The sequence below is a fragment of the Brevibacterium sp. p3-SID960 genome (assembly GCF_025144725.1).
Classification (GTDB): Bacteria; Actinomycetota; Actinomycetes; order Actinomycetales; family Brevibacteriaceae; genus Brevibacterium.
In genome coordinates, this window is record NZ_JALXKS010000007.1 from 1 (window position 1) to 21,223 (window position 21,223).

The window sequence follows — 21,223 nt, forward strand, 5'->3', positions numbered from 1 at the left end:
TCCGCCGGAATCGAGGGTGGTCTACCCATGTCTGAATCTCCTTCAGGACCTACATAACGGCCCTGCCACTAAGTCTGACGCGCGACACCCCCATCCTGGCAACGCCAACCCCCACCTCGGGAACGGCAACCACCCCAGCAGACGCCACAACCGGCAAGGCACCCTGAGGTTATCTGCCGGCACGTGTAGAATTGCAGGTCAAGGGCACGATCCGCTGACGGCAGCCGAGGGGAGTCACGCACGTGTGGGAGTACTTCACGCAGCGCTCTGACCAGATCCTCTTCGCCTCCTGGCAGCACTTCAGCCTTGTGGGTCAGAGCCTCCTGCTCGCCACCCTCATCGCCGTCGTCATCGCCGTGCTGTCCTACCGCTCCTCAGCGCTGACCGCAGCAGCCAACAGCATCTCGGCGATCGGCCTGACGATCCCGTCGTTCGCACTCGTCGGCCTGCTCATCGCCCCGGTCGGCTTCGGCGTCATCCCCGCCGTGATCGTCGTGACCTTCTACGCCGCCCTGCCGATCCTGCGCAACGCCATCGTCGGGCTCTCCGGCATCCCCGACGACGTCGTCGAATCCGCCCGCGGCATCGGCATGAGCCGCATGCGCACCCTGCTGACCGTCGAACTGCCGATGGCCTGGCCGGTCATCCTCGCCGGTGTCCGCGTCTCCGGGCAGATGGTGATGGGCATCGCGACCATCGCCGCCTACTCCCTGGGCCCCGGCCTCGGTGCCTTCATCTTCTCCGGCCTCGACCGCCTCGGCGGGGCGAACTCGCTCGAATCCGTCGTCATCGGCGTCGTCGGCGTCATCATCCTCGCCTTCATTCTCGACCTGCTGCTTGTGGCAGTCGGCCGTCTGACCATTCCGAGGGGTATCCGTGTCTGAGAACCACCGAACTGCATCCACCGCTTTCGAGGCGGCCGGCACCGAGCACGATTCGGGCACCCAGGGCGTGTCGATCACCCTGGAGGGGATCACCAAGCGTTACGACTCCGGCAAGCCACCGGCTGTCGACGGGCTGAATCTGGAGATCCCGGCCGGTTCGATCGTGATGTTCTGCGGGCCCTCGGGTTGCGGGAAGACGACGACGCTGAAGATGATCAACCGGCTCATCGAACCCTCTTCCGGCCGGGTGCTCATCGACGGGGAGGACGTCACCGACCTCGATGCCGACAGGCTGCGCCGCCGGCTGGGCTACGTCATCCAGGCAGGCGGGCTGTTCCCGCACATGACGGTGGCCAAGAACATCGGGCTGGTGCCCAAGATGCTCGGCTGGGATGCCAGGCGCATCCGCGCCCGCGTCGACGAGCTGCTCGAACTCGTCTCCCTCGACCCGGCCGCCTACCGCGACCGGTTCCCCCGCGAGCTCTCCGGCGGCCAGCAGCAGCGCGTCGGTGTCGCCAGGGCGCTGGCAGCAGACCCGCCGGTGCTGCTCATGGATGAGCCCTTCGGTGCGGTCGACCCGATCACCCGGCAGCGGCTGCAGGATGAGCTCATCGCCATCCACTCCGAGCTGAAGAAGACGATCGTGTGCGTCACCCACGACTTCGATGAGGCCGTCAAGCTCGGTGACTGGATCGCGATCTTCCGCGAAGGCGGCATCCTCGCCCAGTACGACTCACCCGAACGGATCCTCGCCCAGCCGGCGAACTCCTTCGTCGAGGACTTCATAGGCGCAGGCGCCGGGCTCAAGCAGCTGTCCCTGTCCCGCCTCGACGATGTCGAGCTGACCGATCCGGTCCGTGTGCGTGCCGGGACTCCCGTCGCCGAGGCGGTGGAGACGATGCGGGCGGCAGGAGATGACTATGTGGTCGTCGTCGACGACCAGGACCGGCCCGTCGACTGGCTCGTCGCCAGCCAGCTCGAACGCCTCACCACCCTGCCGACTCAGGTGAATGAGGACCTGCCGGTGGTGTACAACCGCGCCTCACTCAACGATGCGCTCGATTCGATGCTCGTGACGACGACGTCCTCGGCGATCGTCGTCGGCCGCCGCCGTCAGATGCTCGGCCTCGTCACCGTCGACACGATCATGGACGTCATCTCCGGGCTCAACGGCCGAGCCCACTGCGCCGCCGCCCAGGCCCCGCACGGGGAGAACACGCCCGAGGAGTTCGAGATCCCGGCAGACGACGGGCGCACCGGCCGCAACACCGACGAGGCAATCGCAGCCAAACAGCGCGAAGACCCGGCCGCAGACACCGGTGACGACCCGGCCGCAGACCCCAGCGACGCCGGTGGCGCCGGTGACGATGCGGCCGGCCGCGACACGGCACGCGGCACAACTGAACGCGCCGATCCTCCAGCCGGCGCGCATCGCGCAGACGGGGACAGGCCATGAGCACCCTGACCGCCGGAGAGCGCCGGGAGATCCGCGACCTGCTCGTGCAGGCCGGGCTCATCGTCGTGGCCTTCGGCGTGCTCATCTGGTGGCTGCTGACCACGGATCTCACCGACGTCGAATCCTCGACTCTGGCACCCGGCGCAGTCTGGTCGCTGACGCTGGAGCACCTGCTGCTCACCGTCGTCTCAGCCGTCATCGTGCTCGCCGTGGCGATCCCGCTCGGCATCCTGCTCACCCGCCCGGCCCTGCGCCGGGCCGCAGGACCGGTCATGGCTGTGGCGAACATCGGCCAGGCCGCCCCGGCTGTCGGCATCATCGTGCTGTTCGGATTCTGGCTCGGTTTCGGCCTGCAGGCCGCCATCGCAGCACTCGTCGTCTACGCACTGCTGCCGGTGCTGCGCAACACGATGGTCGGCCTCACCCAGGTCGACCGGCAGCTCATCGAAGCCGGCCGCGGTATGGGCATGAGCGCCGCCGCCGTGCTCTTCCGCGTCGAACTGCCGCTTGCGGTGCCCGTCATGCTCTCCGGCATCCGCACCGCACTCGTCCTGCTCGTCGGCACCGCCACCCTGGCGACCTTCGTCAACGGCGGCGGACTCGGCCTGCTCATCACGACCGGAGTGACCCTCGACCTCACCCGGGTGCTCATCGCCGGGGCCATCCTCGTCGCCCTGCTCGCCCTCGTCGTCGACTGGACCGGACGCGTCGTCGAACTGGCCGTACGGCCGAAGGGACTGGCATGACATCCCACCCGACCACCACCCCAGTCAGCCGCAGACGCACGAGGCTCGGCCGCCTCGGCGCCGGGATCGCACTGCTGAGCACCCTGGCGCTCGGTGCCTGCGGACTGCAGCCTTCGGCCGCCTACATCCCGCCGGTGAGCCCCGGATCGATCGAGGAGATCCCCGGTGCCGCCGACGGGAAGGTCTTCACGGTCACGAGCAAGAACTTCACCGAAGCGGTCATCCTCGGCAAGATCTCCGTCCTTGCCGCCGAGGCCGCCGGCTTCAGCGTCAAGGACCTCACGAACGTGCCCGGAAGCGTCTCAGCCCGCAAGCTCATGACGAGCGGGCAGGCGGACCTGACGTGGGAGTACACCGGCACCGCCTGGCTGACCTACCTGAATGAGGAAGAGGGCATCGCGGATCCGCACGAGCAGTGGCAGGCCGTCCACGACGCCGACCTGGACAACGGCCTGACCTGGGGTCCGGCAGCCGAGCTCAACAACTCCTACGGCATGGCGATCCGGCCCGACGCCCCCGGTGAGCTCGGCGGGGTGACGAAGATGTCGCAGCTGGCAGATCTTAAACCGGAGGACCGCACGATCTGCGTGGCCGCCGAATTCAACTCCCGGCCCGACGGGCTCACCCCGATGCTCGAGGCCTACGACATTCCGCGCGGGGAAGCCGGCGGCACGCCGGAGGACAACATCGGCATCTACGACGCAGGCCCGATCTACTCCGCAACGGCCGCCGGGCAGTGCAACTTCGGCAACGTCTACCTCACCGACGGCCGGATCAAGGCGATGGACCTCGTCGTCCTCGAAGACGACAGGCAGTTCTTCCCCGCCTACAACGCAGCCCCCGTGTTCTTCACCCAGACACTCGAGGAGTACCCGCAGCTCGAAGAGGTCTACGCGCCGATCGCCGAGAAGCTCACCACCGAGCAGATGCAGGAGCTCAACCGGCAGGTCGACGTCGACGGTGATGACCCCGTCGACGTGGCGCTGCGCTGGATGGTCGACGAAGGCTTCGTCACCGAAAGGTGACCCGGCGGCCAGGCGGTAGGCTTGTCACCGACACGTGACGGAAGGAAGCGGCGAAATTCGCCCCGATCATCGGTTCGGTCTATGCGGTTGCGCGGTTCTTCCAGGTGCGGGCACGCCACCGGCAGCAGCGCGGACTCGGCCGCGCGGAGGACACAGCGCTCAGCCGAGAGCTAGCGGCTCGTCTGCTGCGATCGGGCCGTCCTCGCAGATGCCGCGACAACGGCGGAAAGGCGCGCAACCGGCCGGATGCCCATCGTATCGGAGCTCGCATCTGCGGGATACGCGTGCCTTGAGAGCAGAAACTAGAGGTCTCGCCTGCTGGCACCAGTTCACAAGTGTGACCTGCATCGCTAAGCTCTGTGTATGGATGTCACTCATACTCTCGGTTCATTTGACTACGTTGACCCAACTGATCTCAAGAGGATGGCTGAGGCCGCAGGGCCCAAGGTGACCATCCTGATGCCGACATCGCGAGCGGATCATCAATCCCGCGAATCCTCCACCCGGCTCAAGTCGCTGCTCGATGAGGCGGGCCGCAAGCTCGCCGACGCAGGCGTCGAGGCGAAGGAAGCCAAGGAGATCCTCGCCCCGCTCAACGATCTCGTCAATGACGGGCCGTTCTGGCGCCATCAGGCTGACGGGCTGGCCCTCTACGCAGCCACGGGCATGACGCTGACCTACCGGCTCGGTGTGCCGCTGAGCGAGCACGTCAGCGTCGGCGAGTCGATGACGGTCCGCCCGATCGCCCCGGCGCTCGCTCAGTCCCATGCCTTCTACATTCTGGCGATGTCGCGGAACAAGGTGCGCCTGTTCGACGCGACGAAGGACTCGATCGTCGAACTCGACCTCGGTGAGACCGTGCCGCAGAGCATGGACGACGTCGTCGACCCCGATGAGCGGCAACGGCAGCTGCAGAGCCGTTCGGTCGGTGGGGACCGTGCCATGTTCCACGGCCACGGCGTCGGCGGTGAGGTCGAGAGGATCTTCGTCGAGAAGTTCGTCAAGGCTGTCGGCGAAGGAGTCGGAACGCTGCTTGGCAAAGCCCGCAGCCAGCCGCTGATCCTCGCAGCCGTGGCCGAGGCGATGCCGCTGTTCAAGCCCGTGTGCACCTACCCGGCGCTGCTTGACGAGATGGTCGCCGGCAACCCCGACGACCGCACGCCCGGCCAGCTGCACGCCGATGCATGGGAGGTCGTCATGCCGGCCTTCGCCGAACGCGATGACGCCGCCTACGCCCGCTTCGCCGATGCGCAGGGCACCGGCCGCGGCGTCACCCAGACCGATGTCATCCGCGAGGCAGCTGCCGAGGGGCGGGTCGATACGCTGTTCATCAACCCGTCGCTCTCTGCCTCAGAGGGCAGCGGCGATGTCGATTCCGCGATCCTGTCGACGCTGCAGAACTCCGGCACGATCGTCATCATCTCCGACGGCCGGGTCGAGAACGTTGCAGCGCTGATGCGGTACTGACATCCGGCTGCTCAGGCGGTCCTGATCTCTGTCAGAGCGGCGAGTGCGGCAAGGGCTGCGCTCGCCGCTTCATGTCCCTTGTCCTCCCGCGAGCCCGGCAGCCCGGCCCGGCTGTGGGCCTGCTCATCGTCATCACAGGTCAGCAGCCCGGCCGCGCTGGCCGCGGCGGGCGGTGGCGGACACACCGGTCACCGCACCCGAGGCGGCGGGTGCCCTCCGTGTTTCGCCACCACCGTTGTTCGGCCCGTCTGGCATAGCGAAGACAGGATGCTCACCAGGGGGATCATCACGGTGTCCCTGCTTGCGAAGGAACAGTCATGCACCCGTTCTCCCGCTCCGCGCTCGCCCTCATCGCCGCAGGCGCCGCTCTCACACTGGCCGCCGGATGCACGGCCGCAGATGACGCACCCGGCAGCTCACCTGCGACCAGCACGCCGGAACCGCCGCAGCTGAGCGAGTCGATCACCCTTGACTTCTATGCCAGCCTGCTGGCCGACAACGACACTGACAGGGCGCTGGTCGCCGACGCCATGGGCGGCAGGCTCGTCGCCGTCGGCGCCGATGGCGCTGAGCTGTGGAGCCACCAGGCGCAGGTCGATATGGACCAGCCTGACAGCGTGGCCGCCTACTCCCGCGGCCAGACCGTCATCGTCGACGACGGGACCGGCCGTCTGCGCGCACTCGATTGGGGCGACGGCAGCGAAGCCTGGACCTATACGCCTGCCGATGTCGATCTCGGCTGCACCGAACCGGGTGACTACTACTCGTCCTCCTCCACCGGGACGAGCGCACTGGGCGAGGACGGGATCATCCTGCTCGAATACGGGATGATCGACGCTGATCGCGGCAGCTGCACCGGCGAGGAGCAGAAGGCCATGGTCCTCGGTCTCGATCCGGCCTCCGGCCAGCCGGCGTGGCCGGCTGTGCAGGCGGCCGCCGATGCGCAGCCCATGGGCGGGGCGAACCTGCAGATCACCCCGGATCGCACGCACGCCTATCTGCCGTGGCGCGACGGCGACAGCAGCTTCCTCACCCGCCTCGACCTGGCCTCGGGCCAGCATGCCACCGTCGACCTCAGTGAGTACGGCGAGCAGGACCTCGGCTTCGGCATCTACCCGCAGAAGGCGCCCGGCACGCTTGTCTACGCCTTCGGCACAGCCGACCCTGACGACCCGTACTCTGGGTTCACCACCCGCACCGCACTGCTGAGGCTGCCGATGGACCTGGCGGAGAGCTCTGGGATGCTCACGCCGCTCGGCGCTGCTGACGATCCTGACCTCGCCGCGGGTATCGACTTCAGTGAGGAACCGGTCGACTACTGTGCCGCCCGTCCGGTCGCCACAGCCGAGGGTGCCTTTGTGTGCGCGAGCACTCAGCTGTTCGCTTCCCGGATCCTCGTGCTCGGCTCACTGCTCGACGGCGAGGCCTGGCACGCCGACATCTCAGAAGACGCCTTCGAATTCGGGCTGTTCAACGAGCAGTACGGCCGCCTCCACACACCCGTCGACGGCACCGACGCACCGCTGGTCATCATGCCCGGTCTCGACGCGGGCGTGCGGGCCGTCAGCGCCGCTGACGGATCGACACTGTGGGAGGCAGGCGAAGACCTCGACCCGGTCGATCCGGTCGAAGGCAGCTACGGATTCGGCGGCAACGGCGCATTCCCGCAGCTCGGCCTCATCCCGGTGCTGCTCAACGATGCGGTGCACTTCTTCACCCTGGACGGTGAGGAGCACGCCGAGGCCCACGCCGTCGGCCAGTATGCCGAGCCGAGTGCCACCGGCCGCTGGTTCGCAGCAGCCGCCGGTGAGTCCACCACGCTGTGGACCGTCACCGGCGGCTGAACGACGCCGCTGTGCGGCGCCGGTGAAGCTGCGCTGCGACTTACCAGCCGCGCTCGGCCAGGCGGTGTGGGGCCGGCAGATCGCTGACGTTGAGGCCGACCATCGCCTCACCGAGTCCGCGGGAGACCTCGGCGAGCACCTCGGGATTGTCGTAGTTCGCCGTGGCCTTGACGATGGCTTTGGCCCGTGCCTCCGGGTTGCCGGACTTGAAGATGCCTGAGCCGACGAACACGCCCTCAGCACCGAGCTGCATCATCATCGCCGCATCGGCAGGCGTGGACACGCCCCCGGCGACGAAGGTGACGACTGGCAGGCGGCCGTTACGGGCGACGGTGCGCACGAGGTCGAACGGCGCCTGCAGCTCCTTGGCCGCAACATAGAGCTCATCTTCGTTCAGCGCAGCCAGGCGGCGGATCTCACCGCTGATCGTGCGGATGTGGCGGGTCGCCTCGGAGACATCGCCGGTGCCGGCCTCACCCTTCGAACGGATCATGTCGGCACCTTCGTTGATGCGGCGCAGCGCCTCCCCGAGGTTGGTGGCACCGCACACGAACGGCACCTCGAAGGCGCGCTTGTCGATGTGGTTGACGTAGTCGGCAGGGGAGAGGACCTCGGATTCGTCGACGTAGTGCACGCCGAGGGACTGCAGGATCTGCGCTTCGACGAAGTGGCCGATGCGCGCCTTGGCCATGACCGGAATCGACACGGCATCGAGGATCCCGGCGATGAGGTCCGGGTCGCTCATCCGCGCGATGCCGCCCTGGGCGCGGATATCGGCGGGCACCCGCTCGAGCGCCATGACCGCCACCGCGCCGGCATCTTCGGCGATGCGGGCCTGATCAGGGGTGACGACGTCCATGATGACGCCGCCGGCCAGTGAGCGTGCGAGTTCGGAGCTCAGCTGGGCGTCGGCGGCGCGCTGGTGCTCGGCGTCGCCGGCAGTGCCCGCGGTGGGCGTGTCTTCAGCGTTGTTGGAGGTGGTGGTCTGGTTCAGTGTGGCAGTCATGCAGTCTCCTGGGTCGTGGCGGGCACCTGGCACCCGCGCGTGGCGAGCCGGACGTCCAAGCGCCCGGTGGGTATTCGTGAGCCTAGCGAGCATTGGACTGCAGAAATGGTCCAGATCCAGGGGTATTCTGTAGTCCAGTTGTGCGCGGTTCCGGATGGCCGCGAGGCCAGGTGAGGGAGGGGTGCTCATGGCGCATGACGCGGATCTCACGGTGAGGCTCGACCGCAGCTCGCGCATCGGTCTGCCGCTGCAGATCGTCGCCGGCATCCGGGCCGAGATCGCCGCCGGCCGTCTGCGCCCGGGCGACGGTCTGCCCTCCAGCCGGGTGCTCGCCGCACAGCTCGGTGTCGCCCGCGGCACCGTGCAGACGGCGTATGAGCACCTGATCGCCGAGGGCCAGCTCGTCACCGCCGCCCGTTCGGGCACACGCGTCAACCCGGCACTGCAGACGGCCTCGTCGCGTCGCCCCTCCGCTGCCCGCGCCCTGGATTCTCGCGCTCGGTCCCGTCAGGGCTCGGCCGCGCGCCGCCCGGGGGCACGTGCCGTGCCGGTCCGGACAGTGCCCTCCCACCACTCCGCTGGCATCGCGGCGGAGGTGCGCATCGATGCCCGGGGTGTGAGCGTGCGTCCCGACCCGCGCCATGAGCCCGACTTCCGGGCTGCCTGGCGTCGCGGACTCGACACCCGCGACGTCAGCGATGACGGCTGCGGCACCCAGACGGTGCGCCAGGCGATCGCCGGGCACCTGCGGCTGGTGCGCGGCATGCAGGTCGAACCCGCCGACATCGTGCTGACCGCCGGCGCCCGCGACGGGCTGCGCACCGTCCTCAACGTCCTCGCTCCCGCGGCGCTCGGAGTCGAGAGCCCGGGCTTTCCCGGTCTGCGCCGAGCGCTGGCGAACACCCCCACCGTCGATGTGCCCGTCGACACCGACGGCATCGACCCCGCTGCGATCCCGGCACCGCTGCGCGCCCTGCTGCTGACGCCCAACCACCTGCATCCGCACGGAGATTCGATGAGCGCAACCCGGCGCGTGCAGCTGCTGCGCTGGGCCGAATCGTGCGGCGGACATCTGATCGAAGACGACTACGACACCGAAGCCCGCTACGCCGGCAGCCTGCCGCCGACTCTCGCCGACCTCGACAGCAGCGGCCGGGTGCTGCACCTCGGATCCTTCGCCACCCTGCTCGGCACGCGCCTGGGAATCGGCTACATCATCGCCACCGGCCCGCTCAGCGCTGCGATCGCCGCCCACCGCCGGATGCTCGGTCCCGCCGCCTCACCGCTCATCCAGGCAGTGCTCGCCGACTACCTGGACTCCGGCGGGCTGCGCAGGCGGATGCTGCGGATGCGCAAGCGGCTGGCAGCCGCTGCCGAGGCGGTCGATGCCGCAGGCCTGCCGCTGACCCAGGTGCGCGGGCGGGCGATCCTCGAACGGCCGGCCGGGGGTGCGCGGCGTTTGCGGCGCGCACTCGCTGAGCGCGGCATCCTCGTCGACGACCTCGCCGGCAAATGGACCGGCGGGCAGCAGACCGGCATCGAGATCGCGCTGAGCTCGCTCACCGGTCCGGAGCTGACTGCTGTCCTGGCGGCTCTGCGCGCCGAGCTCAGCCAGCGCTGATGGAGCTCAGCAGCGGTCGCCGGGCATCACCGCAAGCGGATCCCGTTCGGCGGCCGGCAGGTTGAGATCCGGCTGTGCCAACGCCCGCGCGAGGGCGGCCCGCGGTGTCAGCGGCTGGTGGGCAGGCGCCCCTGCGAACAGCTCGCTGCGCCAGCTGTCGCCGGAGGAGACCATGTCCTCCTGAAGCGATTCGATGAGCGCCTCGACTGTCGATCCCGGCAGATCCGTCAGCATTGCCGCAGCCTTCGCCACGAGCGGCTCGGGCAGCGGGCCGCCGGGCACCTGCGGGCGGACGAGCCCGCTGAGCTCAGTGAGCAGATCGATGAGCTCGGGGTACGACATCACCGTCCCGCCGCCGATCGAGAACTGCCCGGTCGGCCGATCGACCCGCAGCGCCGCCTCGATCGCGGCAGCCACATCGGTGACGGCGATCGGCTCGACGAGGTGGCGCATCCACGACGGCACCACCGTGACCGGCAGGCGCGTCGCCAGCTGCCGGACGAGTGCCAGGCTCGTCGAACCCGCCCCGATGATCATCGCCGCACGCAGCGTGATGACGGTGGCGGTGGCCCGGGAGAGCTCCTGTTCGACCTCGAGTCGCGAGAGCAGATGCTCGGACAGGCGCTCCCTGTCGACAGCCGGGATGATCCCCGAAAGGTAGACGATCCGGTTGATGCCTGCGGCATCGGCTGCCCGGCGCACACGCTGAGCTGACTGCCGGTCAACTGTGCGGAAGTCAGACCCGTCCATCCCGTGGACGAGGTAGACGATGGCATCAGCATCGCTGTGAGCCACCACCGTTGATACGGATGCGTCATCGGTGACGTCGAGCCGGGCGGCGGTGACGCGGTCTGCCCACCAGAACGCCCTGAGCTTCTCGGGTGAGCGGGCAGCGGCGGTGACGGTGTGCCCGGCATCGAGCAGGACGGGGATCGTACGCGAGGCGACGTAGCCGGTGGCGCCGATGAGCAGAACTCGCATTGCAGTTATCTCCTAGACTGGTGCTATGACGTCGCAGCTGGTGCTCACCTCGCGTGCTGCTGTCTGGGCGCCTGCGACGGTCACCATTGTCCTCGGCGCGCTCATCCTGCGCAAAGCCTTCGGCCTCGGCACATCTGCCGGCACCGCGGCACTGCCGCTGTGGAGCCTTGCCCTCGCCGCTGTGTGGACACTCGGCGGGATCGCACTCATGCTGCTCGCGCGTGCGCATGCCGCACGCCACCGCCCTGCTGATCCGGCACCCGGGCCGCCGACGCGCCTCACCGCCGCCTCTGCCGGGTGGCGGGCGCTGGCTATCGGTGCGGTGCTGGCGGGCGCGTCGTTCTTCGGAGGCTGGATCCTCAGCCTCATCCCGGCGACCGCGCCGTGGATCACCGCCGCCCTTGTGACTGCCGGGACCTCGGCGGCCGGGCTGACGCTGGCGGCGGCTGTCGTCACGGGGCTGTCGGAAGAGGTGTTCTTCCGCCTCGGCCTGGCCGACCTGTTCCGCGGCCGCGCTCGATGGATCGCCCCGACCGTCATCTACACGCTCGTCACCTGCGCGACACTCAACCCCGGCCTCATCGCCGCCGCCCCCGTCGTCGGGCTCGCGGCAGCCTGGACCCGCGAATCGACCGGCCAGTGGTTCGCCCCGCTCATCGTCCATGGCCTGTGGTCGATCGCCATGGTCGGGCTCTTCCCGCTCGCAGCCCCCGTGCCGGGAGGCATCTGATGGCCGCCCGGATCGCCCCAGCACCGGCCGCGCCACGGCCTCCCGGCGCCGAGGTGGGCAGTACTGAGGTGGGCAGTGTCGAGGTGGGCAGTGCCGAGGTGGGCAGCGTGAGCGCGTGGAGCCGCACATGAGCACTCCGGAGCGGACCGCAGACGGCCGTTACATCATCGTCAAGGGCAGGCGTTGGCGAGCCCAGGATCCTGTGCTGCCCGAGGCGCTGACCGCCCCGCTGCTGAGTGCGCTCGGCACTGCCCGCTCGCGGCTCTCCCGCCGTCACCAGCTGAACGACGAGCAGACTGCAGTGCTGCGGCAGCGCGTCACCTGGGCCAAAGAGGGTCTCGGTGAGCGCGGCACCCCGTGGTGGGAGCTGACCGAGGATGAGCGGCTCGCCCGCGCACGCGACCGGCTGGAACGACTGGCGCGCCGGGATGGCGCAGTGCGCGAAGGGGGTCGCTGAAAGAAATCTGCCCGCCGGCGGAATAATCTCCCCTCCCGCAAAGTTGAGTCTGGTGTACGCAACTTTCATGATGCTGGGTTTGACAGTCGAATTCAGCGTGGCCAGACTTGAGCCAGATGCGCTCAATACCGGCGTCAGCCGGGCTGGGCCTGACTCAGAAGAGAAGGAGAAACATTATGGCTCGTGCAGTAGGAATCGACCTCGGCACCACCAACTCGGTCGTGGCCGTGCTTGAAGGCGGCGACCCCAAGGTCATCGCCAACGCAGAAGGCGGCCGCACCACCCCCTCGGTCGTGGCCGTGAGCAAGAACGGCGACTCCCTCGTCGGTGAGATCGCCAAGCGCCAGGCCGTGCTTAACGTCAAGAACACCGTCGCCTCGGTCAAGCGCCACATGGGCAGCGACTGGACCACCGAACTCGACGGCAAGACCCTCACCGCCCCCGAGATTTCGGCCCGCATCCTGCAGAAGCTCAAGCACGATGCTGAGGAGTACCTGCAGGAAGAGGTCACCGACGCCGTCATCACCGTCCCGGCCTACTTCAACGACTCGCAGCGCCAGGCCACCAAGGACGCCGGCAAGATCGCAGGTCTCAACGTCCTGCGCATCATCAACGAGCCCACTGCCGCCGCGCTGGCCTACGGCCTCGAGCGCGGCAAGGAGGACGAGCTCATCCTCGTCTTCGACCTCGGCGGCGGCACTTTCGACGTGTCCCTGCTCGAAGTCGGCAAGGATGATGATGACTTCTCGACCATCCAGGTCCGTGCGACCTCCGGTGACAACGAGCTCGGCGGCGACGACTGGGATCAGAAGATCGTCGACTGGCTCGTCAGCCAGGTCAAGAACGGCTACGGCGTCGACCTGACCAAGGACGCCGCCGCTGTCCAGCGCCTCAAGGAGGCCGCGGAGCAGGCGAAGAAGGAACTGTCCTCGGCGACCAGCACGAACATCTCTCTGCAGTACCTGTCGATGAGCGACAACGGGCCCGTCCACCTGGATGAGACCCTCACCCGCGCGAAGTTCGAGGACCTCACCAAGGACCTCCTCGAGCGCACGAAGGCCCCGTTCAAGGCCGTCATCGCCGATGCCGGCATCTCGGTCGACGAGATCGACCACGTCGTGCTTGTCGGCGGTTCGACCCGCATGCCCGCCGTGGCCGAGGTCGTCAAGGACCTCACCGGCGGCAAGGAGCCCAACAAGGGCGTCAACCCCGATGAGGTCGTCGCGATCGGCGCCGCCGTGCAGGCCGGTGTCCTCAAGGGTGAGCGCAAGGACGTGCTGCTCATCGACGTCACCCCGCTGTCCCTCGGACTGGAGACCAAGGGCGGTGTGATGACGAAGCTCATCGAGCGCAACACGCCGATCCCGACGAAGAAGTCCGAGACCTTCACCACCGCCGAGGACAACCAGCCCTCCGTGTCGATCCAGGTCTTCCAGGGCGAGCGCGAATTCACCCGGGACAACAAGCCGCTGGGCACCTTCGAGCTCACCGGCATCGCCCCGGCGCCGCGCGGCATGCCGCAGATCGAGGTGTCCTTCGACATCGACGCCAACGGCATCGTGCACGTGTCCGCCAAGGACAAGGGCACCGGCCAGGAGCAGTCGATGACGATCACCGGCGGCTCGGCGATCCCGCAGGAGGACATCGATCGGATGGTCCGCGAGGCCGAAGAGCACGCCGATGAGGACAAGAAGCGCCGTGAGGCCGCTGACACCCGCAATATGGCTGAGAACCTCGCCTACCAGACTGAGAAGCTCATCACCGACAACGATGACAAGCTGCCCGAGGACGTCAAGACCGAGGTGCAGGGCGACGTCGACGCGGTGAAGGAAGCGCTCAAGGGCGAGGACGACGACGCGGTCAAGACTGCCGTCGAGAAGCTCAGCCAGTCTCAGACGAAGATCGGCGAGGCGCTGTACCAGCAGGGCGGCGCTGAGGGCGGTGCCGAGGGTGCTGCCGGAGCCGAGGGAACCGCAGATGCCGGTTCCGATGCGACTGAGGACGACGTCGTCGACGCCGAAGTGGTCGACGAAGACGAGGAGAAGAAGTGATGTCCGCCGAGAATCCTGAACAGGGCTTCTCGTTCACCGACAAGCGTCGGGTGGACCCGGAGACCGGCCAGGTGCGCGAGCCCCAGGCCGGCTCCGGCCCTGCCGGCGCGAACGCGCAGGACCAGGCACAGGCGGCTGCCGCCGAGGGCCAGCTCGACAGCGACGGCCCGGAGGTCGCCACCGGCGGTGAACCGGCCGCCGAGACCGAACCGGCAGCCCAGGCAACCGAGCAGGCCGAGGCTGCCGCGCAGGCCGAGGCTGCAGCGCAGTCTGAGGGAGCCGAGCAGGCTCAGGGAACCGCGCAGGCCGAGGCGCCTGCCGCCTCGGGCGCGGAGGCAGAGGACGGCGCACTCGATCCTGAGAACGTCAGCCCGGCCAACGACACCGAGGCCGAGCTGCTCGATCACCTCAAGCGGATCAACGCCGAATACGCCGCCTACCGGATGCGCTCCCAGCGGGAGCAGGACCGCGCGAAGGAGGCCGGTGTCGCCAGCGTCGTCGAGGCGCTCTTCCCGGTGCTCGACGAGGTCCGCCTGGCGCGTGAGAACGGCGACGTCGAGGGCCCCTTCGACACGCATGTGACGAAGCTCTTCGACACGCTCGCCAAGCTCGGCGTCACGCAGTACGGCGAGGTCGGTGAGGAGTTCGACGCCAACATCCACGAAGCGCTCATGCAGCAGCCCAGCGACGAGGTCGAGACACCCACGGTGTTCCTCGTCATGCAGCCGGGCTACATGCTCGGCGAGCGGGTGCTGCGCGCCGCCCGCGTCGGCGTGCAGGCTCCGGCAGACTGATCTGCGCAGCCGGCACCCGGCGTGAGCCGAGCGCGGCGTGAGCTGTGGATTCCGTTCCCGAGGCGGCCATCGCCTCGGGCACGGACCGGATGGGCAGGCAGACCGCCTGCGTATGCGGTGCGTGAGGTACGACAGACCGGCAGCAGCGGCTGCCGCACAGCAGACAGGGACAGACATCCAGACACACACGACAGACGATGACGGCGCGAGCCGGAAAGGAGGTGCCAGGTGAATTCCGGACCTCAGAACGAATGGTTCGACACGGACTACTACAAGATCCTCGGCGTCTCCAAGGACGCCTCGCAGTCGGAGATCAAGAAGGCCTACCGGAAGCTGGCCCGGAAGTACCATCCGGACACCAACCCCGGTGACAAGGCCGCAGAAGAGAAGTTCAAGCAGATCGGGCAGGCCAACCAGGTGCTGTCGGACAAGGAGACCCGCGAGCAGTACGACCAGGTGCGGGCGATGGGCCGAGGCGGTGCCCGGTTCTCCGCCGGTGCCGGCGGACCCGGCGGTGCCGGCGGGTTCGAGGACATCTTCTCCGGCCTGTTCAACACCGGCGGCGGGGGTACGCGCACCCGCTACACGACCCGCAGTCCCGGTGGTGGACCGGCCGGCTCGGCAGGCGGGGACATCCCGCCGGAGTTCGCTGATCTGTTCGGCGGATTCGGCGGCTCCTACGGCGGCAGCCCCTATGACAGCCCGTACGGCGGCGGCTTCTCCACCGGCCCGGTCAAGGGCGGGGACATCAAGGCGAACACGACGCTGTCCTTCACTGAAGCCGCCAAGGGTGCAACCGTGAAGCTGTCGATGCCCGGCGGCAAGCCGCTGACCGTGCGCACGCCGGTCGGCGTCAAGGACGGGCAGAAGATCCGCCTGCGCGGCAAGGGCAAGGTCAGCCCCAACGGCGGCGAATCCGGTGACGTCATCCTCACCGTGCAGGTCGAACCCCACCCGGTGTTCACCCGCGACGGAGCGAACCTGCGGATGACCCTGCCTGTGACCTTCGACGAGGCCGCCCTCGGCGCCGAGGTCGAGGTCCCGACGCTCGGTGGGATGCCGGTGCGGGTGAAGATCCCGGCCGGAACGCCGTCGGGCCGCACCCTGCGGGTGCGCGGGAAGGGCATCGAGACGAAGAAGCTCACCGGTGACCTGCTGGTGACCGTCGAGATCGCCGTTCCGCAGAACCTGACACCCAAGGCCAAGGAAGCGGTCGAGGCTTTCCGTGAGGCCACCAGCGGTGAGGATCCGCGAGCCGGGCTGCTCGACCGGGCCCGGGAGAGATGAGCGGGTGAGCGTCGATGAACATCGGAGCGACAGCCGCCGTCTACGTCATCTCCGTTGCCGCTGAGCTGGCGGGCATGCACCCGCAGACGCTGCGGCAGTACGACCGGATGGGGCTGGTGGTGCCCAAGCGCACTGCCGGTGCCGGGCGGCGCTACTCACCGCGCGACATCGAGCGGCTGCGGCTGATTCAGAAGCTGAGCAAGGAAGACGGCATCAACCTCGCCGGCATCAAGGAGATCCTCGCCCTGCGCCGCGACCTCGACGAGGCTCGCGACGCCGCGACCCAGGCGCATGCAGTCGTCCACGAGCTGCGCCAGCAGATCGATGGGCTGCGGCAGCGCGTGCAGGCCGAATCACGGGTCTTCGCCGCCGGGCAGAGCGGCGACATCGTCTCCGTCATGCACGGCAGGCGCCCGCGGGTGCGGATCGCCGGGGCTCTGCCCTCGGCAGCCAGCGCCCGGCCGGGCGGGAGCGGGGCCGATCGCGCCTCCCGCGACATCCTCCTCTACCGCCGCCGGTGACGCGGCAGCCTGCGAGGCGATCTTTCGCACCTGACCATGCGAAGCGGCGCCCAGCTCAGCAGCTGGGCGCCGCTTGCGCTGTCCCGGTGGTGCGGCCCCGCTGCCCAGGTCGTGCGGCCCGGACTTGATCGCCTCAGATGAGCGTGTCGGGAAGCAGCGGTGCCAATGCGAACCAGCTGAGCAACACGGCAGCCGGCCCGTGTCGAACCGGTGCTTCGGTCATGCCCGCTGTGCTCGCTTCCGGCCGACGATCCACAGGATGACGCCGAGAATCGTCAAGCCCACGCCGAGCAGGCCGCCGAACACGGCGATGAGGATGCCGCCGACGGTGGAGAAGACCCCACCGGCCGACAGGGGAGGGGCGATGATGACATCGGGCTGGTTGCATGTGATCGAGTAGGTGCCCGCCTCCCGGACCGAGAACCCGTCGATCGACTCGTAGGTCCTGCCATCGAAGGAGTAGGACGACGTCTGATTCGTTCCCTTGCTCACCGGAGTGGGCCCTGTGATCGTGCAGCTGGTGAAGCCGGAGTCCTCCGGCGCGTAGACCTGCCACTCAGACTCCGCCTCGAAGAACTGGCTCGTAGTGCCGTTGACGCGAATCGCCTCATCGGAGAACGCTGACAGGGACGAGGCGCCGGCGATCGTCATGATGATGCCGCCGATGATGGTGAGTGCGACGATGCCAGCGCCGACGAATGTCAGGACCTTGCCGATCAGCGGCATCTTCGACTTCGGCTTCGGGGCACCAGCCCCGGTGGCATACGGATCTAGGCCGCCGTACGGCGCCTGGCCGGGATACTGCGGCGGCTGGCCCTGATCACCCTGCTGCCCCTGGTGGCCGGGATACTGCGGCGCCTGGCCCGGTTGAGGTGCCTGGCTGCCGTACTGCGGTGCCGACGGCGCTCCGTACCCGGCTCCGCCCGGGCCCTGCTGGCCAGCTGGACTGTCGCTCGGGTGCATGCTGCTGCTCGCGTGCGAGCCGCCGGGATGCTGCCCACCGGGCTGCGGCGGACCGGCTGAAGGCTGGGAACCTGGAGGCTGCTGGACACCCGGCGGCTCTTGACCTCCCGGAGGGGGGGCGCCCGCGGGGGGGGCGGGGGGGGGGGGGGCCGCCCGGGCCACCGCGGCGACGGCGACTGTGGAGGCTGGCTGTGCCAGCCGAGTTCAGCGCGTGGTGACCTTGCCCGACATCTGCGCGACCGGCTGCAAGAACAGCGGGCGGGCGGCGATCCAGCCGACGGCCACGACGATCATCGCGATAGCGAACATGATGAAGCCCCACCAGCTCGTGGCGTTGTCACCGGTCCACGAGAACATCATGTTGAGGTTGTGCCGCATGCCGGTGGTGAAGACGAGCAGCACATGGATGAAGATGAAGGCCACGAAGTAGAACATCACCGGCAGGTGGATGGCACGCGCAACCGGAGCCGGGTAGGCCTTGGAGATCGGCCAGGTGTTCTGCCAGATCGGCGACATCCGCACACCGGAGATCGCTGCCAGCGGGGCTGCGATGAAGATCGTGACGAAGTAGGCCATCACCTGCAGGGCGTTGTAGTTGACCCAGGCCATCTCCTGCGGCCAGTCGAACGACAGGTACTGCAGGCCAGCTGAGATCATGTTCGGGAAGATGTCCCAGCTCACCGGCACGACGCGCGCCCAGTGGCCGCTGGCGAACAGCAGGATGACGAAGATGAGGCCGTTGAGCAGCCACAGCACATCGAGGCTCAGGTGCAGCCACAGGTAGATGCTCATCTTCGTGGGTTCGGCTGCGCCCTTCTTCCGCTTCTTCACAGTCCGCGTCCAGTAGGCCTCCGGCTTCTGCTGTACGCGCACGAGCCAGCCGGAGCGGATGATGAGGACCATGAGGAAGATGTTGAAGAAGTGCTGCCACTGCGCCCACCACGGGAAGCCCTCCGGGGTGCCGGCAGGCAGCTCTGAGTGGCCGGGGTACGCGGCGAGGAACTCCTGGCCGCTGGCCGAGCCCAGGAACATGCGCGAGAGCACGCCGGCGATCGCCAGCACAACGAGTGCGATCGGGACGATCCAGACGAGCTTGAAGAACGGCGATTCGCGGAACGGGGTGCCGCCGCCCTTCTTCTTTTTCTTCTTGCGCTTCTTCTTGCTGTCCGCTGCTGCCATGAGGGTCTCCTCCGCCGAAGTTCCACAGCCTGATGGTCATTGACTCTGACACCTGACTTTAACGCCTGTCATCGCCCGGCGGAGCATCGGGTCCCGTTCCCGAGGTGGAATCGACGGCTGGCAGCGACGCGTCACGACCGATGACAGCGCCGGGAGCCGCTGCTAGGGCATGTCTCCTTTATGTGGGGCTCTTGGGCTGACACGCTGGGTCGGTGACTACACAGCAACGACATCAAGTCTTCACCGAAGAGCAGTGGGCGCGAATCGAACCGCTACTGCCCTCGAACACTGGTAAGAGAGCCCGACCGTTTGAGAACAACCGGCGGATCGTCGAAGGAATCGTCTACCGCTACCGTGCTGGCATCGCCTGGCGTGACCTGCCCCGTGAGCACTTCGGGCGCTGGCAGACAGTGTGGAAGCGCCGCCGCCGCTACGCCGCCGAAGGCACATGGGACCGAGTGCTGGCCCATGCGCTCTCTGACGCCGATGCTGCCGGTGACATCGATTGGAATGTCTCCATCGATGGCACCATCAACCGTGCTCACCAGCACGCGACGAACACGTTGCGTCCTGACCAGGACACAGGGGGCTACGTCGAATTACAAGAATCTGCCCGATCAGGAGCACTCTCATTGCAAAAACAGATCCACGACCACGAGTGCTGCCAGTGCTGAATAGACTCCGGCCGAAATGTAGTGGAGGAGTCTCCCACCCCTCGCGCTGTCCGCAAACCGTGATTGAAAAGAACCAGCGAACAGCCCGACCGTGCCGTAGAGAACGAATTCGATGAGAATATCGATCACGCTTAGCAGTGCTAACTGCAGAGTCGGGCTCGACGCTTCTCCGATGAACTGTGGTAACAGGGCGAGGAAGAAGAAAAGCAGTTTCGGGTTCGTGAGACTGACCAACAGACCCTGAAGGTACCAACGACCAGCAACCAAAGAGCGCTGATTGCCTGCCGCGGTTCGCGCAGAGCGGATTGCTCCGGTAGCCAGCCAGAGAAGATAGCCCGCACCGAATATTTTGATCACCGTGAGAGCGAGGGGACTCGAGGCGACTATGATGCCCAATCCCGCTATGACGATGAGCGCGTAGATTCCCATTCCCGAACAGATGCCCGCGATGGCAGAGAGCGCTGCTCGTCGACCGTTTCCGAGACCAACTGCGACCATGTAGGCCAGGTCTGGTCCTGGAGCGATGAGGATGAGTATGACGGCAAGAACGAATCCTGGCACTACCGAGAGATCAATCGTCGTCATCACGCTCACCGCCGGGCCATTCCCGTGGCATTCATCCTGCGATGACGGTGACGGTCGACGCGGGCTCGATTGCCGCAGCCAGGACTGCACCACACTTGGTTCGGCCGGGCACGATGAAAAAACTGACCGCACGATGGCGCTGAGCACACGGCGATGTTGGCGAGATCCTCTCGCGCGAGGAGATCGACCACAGCAGCAGCAAGAAGCCCGGCAAGCGCGTCGAACCCGCCCTCCGACGCACTCTGTAAACGAGAGGTTCCAGTTGCCGACCCAAGCAACCGGAGTGTGCCGCTGATTTCGATTGTCTCGTTGATGGTGGCAACGTCAGCCTGCGGCAACGTTCTGTCGTCGCAAGCGGCGCGCAAGAGCCGAAGGGCGCAATCGCGGAGGTTACGCAGGTCCCGGAGGCTTTCAGATGTCAGGTCAACGGTGGGCAAGTCAGCAGGTTCCGCTTCGTGCCAGTCGTGAAATTCTTCGATGGAGCCAATGAGCTCGATAGTGCGGTTATCGACTACCTTGATCGTGTTGGCGAAATCGACGGCGAGATGGTCGCCCAGCCATGCCCAGGTCGTCTTCATACCCAAAGACTGAAGGGTAATGCTATAGGTTGTCAAAAACCATTACATGAAGCTGTCGCGCCCTCGCCTTCACAGTGGGTACGGCTTGTTTCCGATGCGGTCAGACGCGCCGCTCAATGCCGAATGGATCTGGAAGGCTTGTTGTAACAGGCGTGGCCGGATGATCGGAAATTTGTATGCCTTCGCGCAAGCACTACTTTCACTTCTTTCGCATATAGAACAGCGCTCGAGCGGGCTGGAGCGCTCATGCTGGTGAGATGTTGGACAATTTCATCGACGAGATCGTTGTGATCAAGGAATGTGTGCTACGAGTTCGCCGTGCAGGTGAGGGCCCCGTAGTTTTGCTGCTCCGTGGGCATCCACGTACGGGATCG

Annotated in this window: 19 protein-coding genes and 2 pseudogenes; 14 read left to right on the plus strand and 7 right to left on the minus strand. The window is 67.4% G+C overall.

What is annotated here, in order from left to right; genetic code table 11:
* The first annotated feature begins 242 nt into the window (after positions 1-242).
* The 5 genes from M3B11_RS03405 to M3B11_RS03425 all read left to right on the plus strand — a co-directional run bounded on the left by M3B11_RS03405 (position 243) and on the right by M3B11_RS03425 (position 5,578).
* Positions 243-884, plus strand: a complete 642-nt coding sequence (locus tag M3B11_RS03405) for an ABC transporter permease (protein ID WP_217006690.1) — start codon at positions 243-245, stop codon at positions 882-884.
* Positions 877-2,340 (plus strand): ABC transporter ATP-binding protein, encoded by a 1,464-nt coding sequence (locus M3B11_RS03410; RefSeq protein WP_396121523.1) that lies wholly within the window; start codon positions 877-879, stop codon positions 2,338-2,340. The genes M3B11_RS03405 and M3B11_RS03410 overlap by 8 nt, the downstream gene beginning before the upstream one ends.
* Positions 2,337-3,086, plus strand: coding sequence for an ABC transporter permease (locus M3B11_RS03415; RefSeq protein WP_217006688.1), 750 nt, complete (start codon positions 2,337-2,339; stop codon positions 3,084-3,086). The genes M3B11_RS03410 and M3B11_RS03415 overlap by 4 nt, the downstream gene beginning before the upstream one ends.
* Positions 3,083-4,111 carry a glycine betaine ABC transporter substrate-binding protein gene (locus M3B11_RS03420; protein WP_259875378.1) on the plus strand — a complete coding sequence of 343 codons (1,029 nt, stop codon included), beginning with the start codon at positions 3,083-3,085 and terminating at the stop codon, positions 4,109-4,111. Before M3B11_RS03415 ends, M3B11_RS03420 begins: the two co-directional genes overlap by 4 nt.
* Positions 4,112-4,570: 459 nt before the next feature.
* Complete coding sequence (locus tag M3B11_RS03425) at positions 4,571-5,578, plus strand: hypothetical protein (RefSeq protein WP_259875379.1); 1,008 nt, start codon at positions 4,571-4,573, stop codon at positions 5,576-5,578.
* 11 nt (positions 5,579-5,589) lie between these two features.
* Here M3B11_RS03425 and M3B11_RS03430 read toward each other — a convergent pair.
* A pseudogene (locus M3B11_RS03430) lies at positions 5,590-5,727 on the minus strand (6,7-dimethyl-8-ribityllumazine synthase); the annotation flags it as partial.
* 168 nt (positions 5,728-5,895) lie between these two features.
* Here M3B11_RS03430 and M3B11_RS03435 point away from each other — a divergent pair.
* On the plus strand, positions 5,896-7,422 hold the full coding sequence (locus M3B11_RS03435; RefSeq protein WP_259875380.1) for a PQQ-like beta-propeller repeat protein: 1,527 nt from the start codon (positions 5,896-5,898) through the stop codon (positions 7,420-7,422).
* A 40-nt stretch (positions 7,423-7,462) separates the two neighbouring features.
* Here the strand turns inward: M3B11_RS03435 and pdxS are convergent, their stop codons facing one another.
* Entirely contained in the window at positions 7,463-8,428 is a 966-nt protein-coding gene (pdxS, locus tag M3B11_RS03440; RefSeq protein ID WP_259875381.1) for a pyridoxal 5'-phosphate synthase lyase subunit PdxS, read from the minus strand.
* A 187-nt stretch (positions 8,429-8,615) separates the two neighbouring features.
* Here pdxS and M3B11_RS03445 point away from each other — a divergent pair, with 187 nt between their 5' ends.
* Positions 8,616-10,049, plus strand: a complete 1,434-nt coding sequence (locus tag M3B11_RS03445) for a PLP-dependent aminotransferase family protein (RefSeq protein WP_259875382.1) — start codon at positions 8,616-8,618, stop codon at positions 10,047-10,049.
* 6 nt (positions 10,050-10,055) lie between these two features.
* Here the strand turns inward: M3B11_RS03445 and M3B11_RS03450 are convergent, their stop codons facing one another.
* Positions 10,056-11,030, minus strand: coding sequence for an NAD(P)H-binding protein (locus M3B11_RS03450; RefSeq protein ID WP_259875383.1), 975 nt, complete (start codon positions 11,028-11,030; stop codon positions 10,056-10,058).
* A 25-nt stretch (positions 11,031-11,055) separates the two neighbouring features.
* On the opposite strand from M3B11_RS03450, the gene M3B11_RS03455 reads away from it, so the two are divergent.
* The 6 genes from M3B11_RS03455 (at position 11,056) to M3B11_RS03480 (ending at position 16,870) form a co-directional block, all read left to right on the plus strand.
* Complete coding sequence (locus M3B11_RS03455; RefSeq protein ID WP_259875384.1) at positions 11,056-11,760, plus strand: type II CAAX prenyl endopeptidase Rce1 family protein; 705 nt, start codon at positions 11,056-11,058, stop codon at positions 11,758-11,760.
* 127 nt (positions 11,761-11,887) lie between these two features.
* Entirely contained in the window at positions 11,888-12,217 is a 330-nt protein-coding gene (locus tag M3B11_RS03460; protein ID WP_259875385.1) for a biopolymer transporter Tol, read from the plus strand.
* Positions 12,218-12,393: 176 nt separating this feature from the next.
* On the plus strand, positions 12,394-14,268 hold the full coding sequence (dnaK, locus tag M3B11_RS03465) for a molecular chaperone DnaK (protein WP_259875386.1): 1,875 nt from the start codon (positions 12,394-12,396) through the stop codon (positions 14,266-14,268).
* The gene (locus M3B11_RS03470; protein ID WP_259875387.1) at positions 14,268-15,062 is read left to right on the plus strand and encodes a nucleotide exchange factor GrpE; all 795 of its coding nucleotides are present in this window, start codon (positions 14,268-14,270) and stop codon (positions 15,060-15,062) included. The genes dnaK and M3B11_RS03470 overlap by 1 nt, the downstream gene beginning before the upstream one ends.
* A 228-nt stretch (positions 15,063-15,290) precedes the next feature.
* Positions 15,291-16,349, plus strand: coding sequence for a DnaJ C-terminal domain-containing protein (locus tag M3B11_RS03475; protein ID WP_259875388.1), 1,059 nt, complete (start codon positions 15,291-15,293; stop codon positions 16,347-16,349).
* Positions 16,350-16,363: 14 nt separating this feature from the next.
* On the plus strand, positions 16,364-16,870 hold the full coding sequence (locus tag M3B11_RS03480) for a heat shock protein transcriptional repressor HspR (protein WP_259875389.1): 507 nt from the start codon (positions 16,364-16,366) through the stop codon (positions 16,868-16,870).
* Positions 16,871-17,089: 219 nt separating this feature from the next.
* Here the strand turns inward: M3B11_RS03480 and M3B11_RS03485 are convergent, their stop codons facing one another.
* Positions 17,090-17,833 (minus strand): hypothetical protein, encoded by a 744-nt coding sequence (locus M3B11_RS03485; protein ID WP_259875390.1) that lies wholly within the window; start codon positions 17,831-17,833, stop codon positions 17,090-17,092.
* 204 nt (positions 17,834-18,037) lie between these two features.
* A complete protein-coding gene (locus M3B11_RS03490) occupies positions 18,038-19,012 on the minus strand; it encodes a cytochrome b/b6 domain-containing protein (protein WP_165884015.1) in 975 nt (324 codons plus the stop codon).
* A gap of 212 nt (positions 19,013-19,224) precedes the next feature.
* Between M3B11_RS03490 and M3B11_RS03495 the strand changes: the two are divergent.
* Positions 19,225-19,660: pseudogene (locus tag M3B11_RS03495) on the plus strand (IS5 family transposase); the annotation flags it as partial.
* Here the strand turns inward: M3B11_RS03495 and M3B11_RS03500 are convergent.
* Together M3B11_RS03500 and M3B11_RS03505 are read right to left on the minus strand one after the other, a co-directional pair.
* Positions 19,642-20,271, minus strand: a complete 630-nt coding sequence (locus M3B11_RS03500) for a LysE family translocator (RefSeq protein ID WP_259875391.1) — start codon at positions 20,269-20,271, stop codon at positions 19,642-19,644. The pseudogene M3B11_RS03495 and the gene M3B11_RS03500 overlap by 19 nt on opposite strands.
* Before the next feature lie 5 nt (positions 20,272-20,276).
* Positions 20,277-20,849 (minus strand): CGNR zinc finger domain-containing protein, encoded by a 573-nt coding sequence (locus M3B11_RS03505; RefSeq protein WP_259875392.1) that lies wholly within the window; start codon positions 20,847-20,849, stop codon positions 20,277-20,279.
* Between the last annotated feature and the right edge of the window lie 374 nt (positions 20,850-21,223).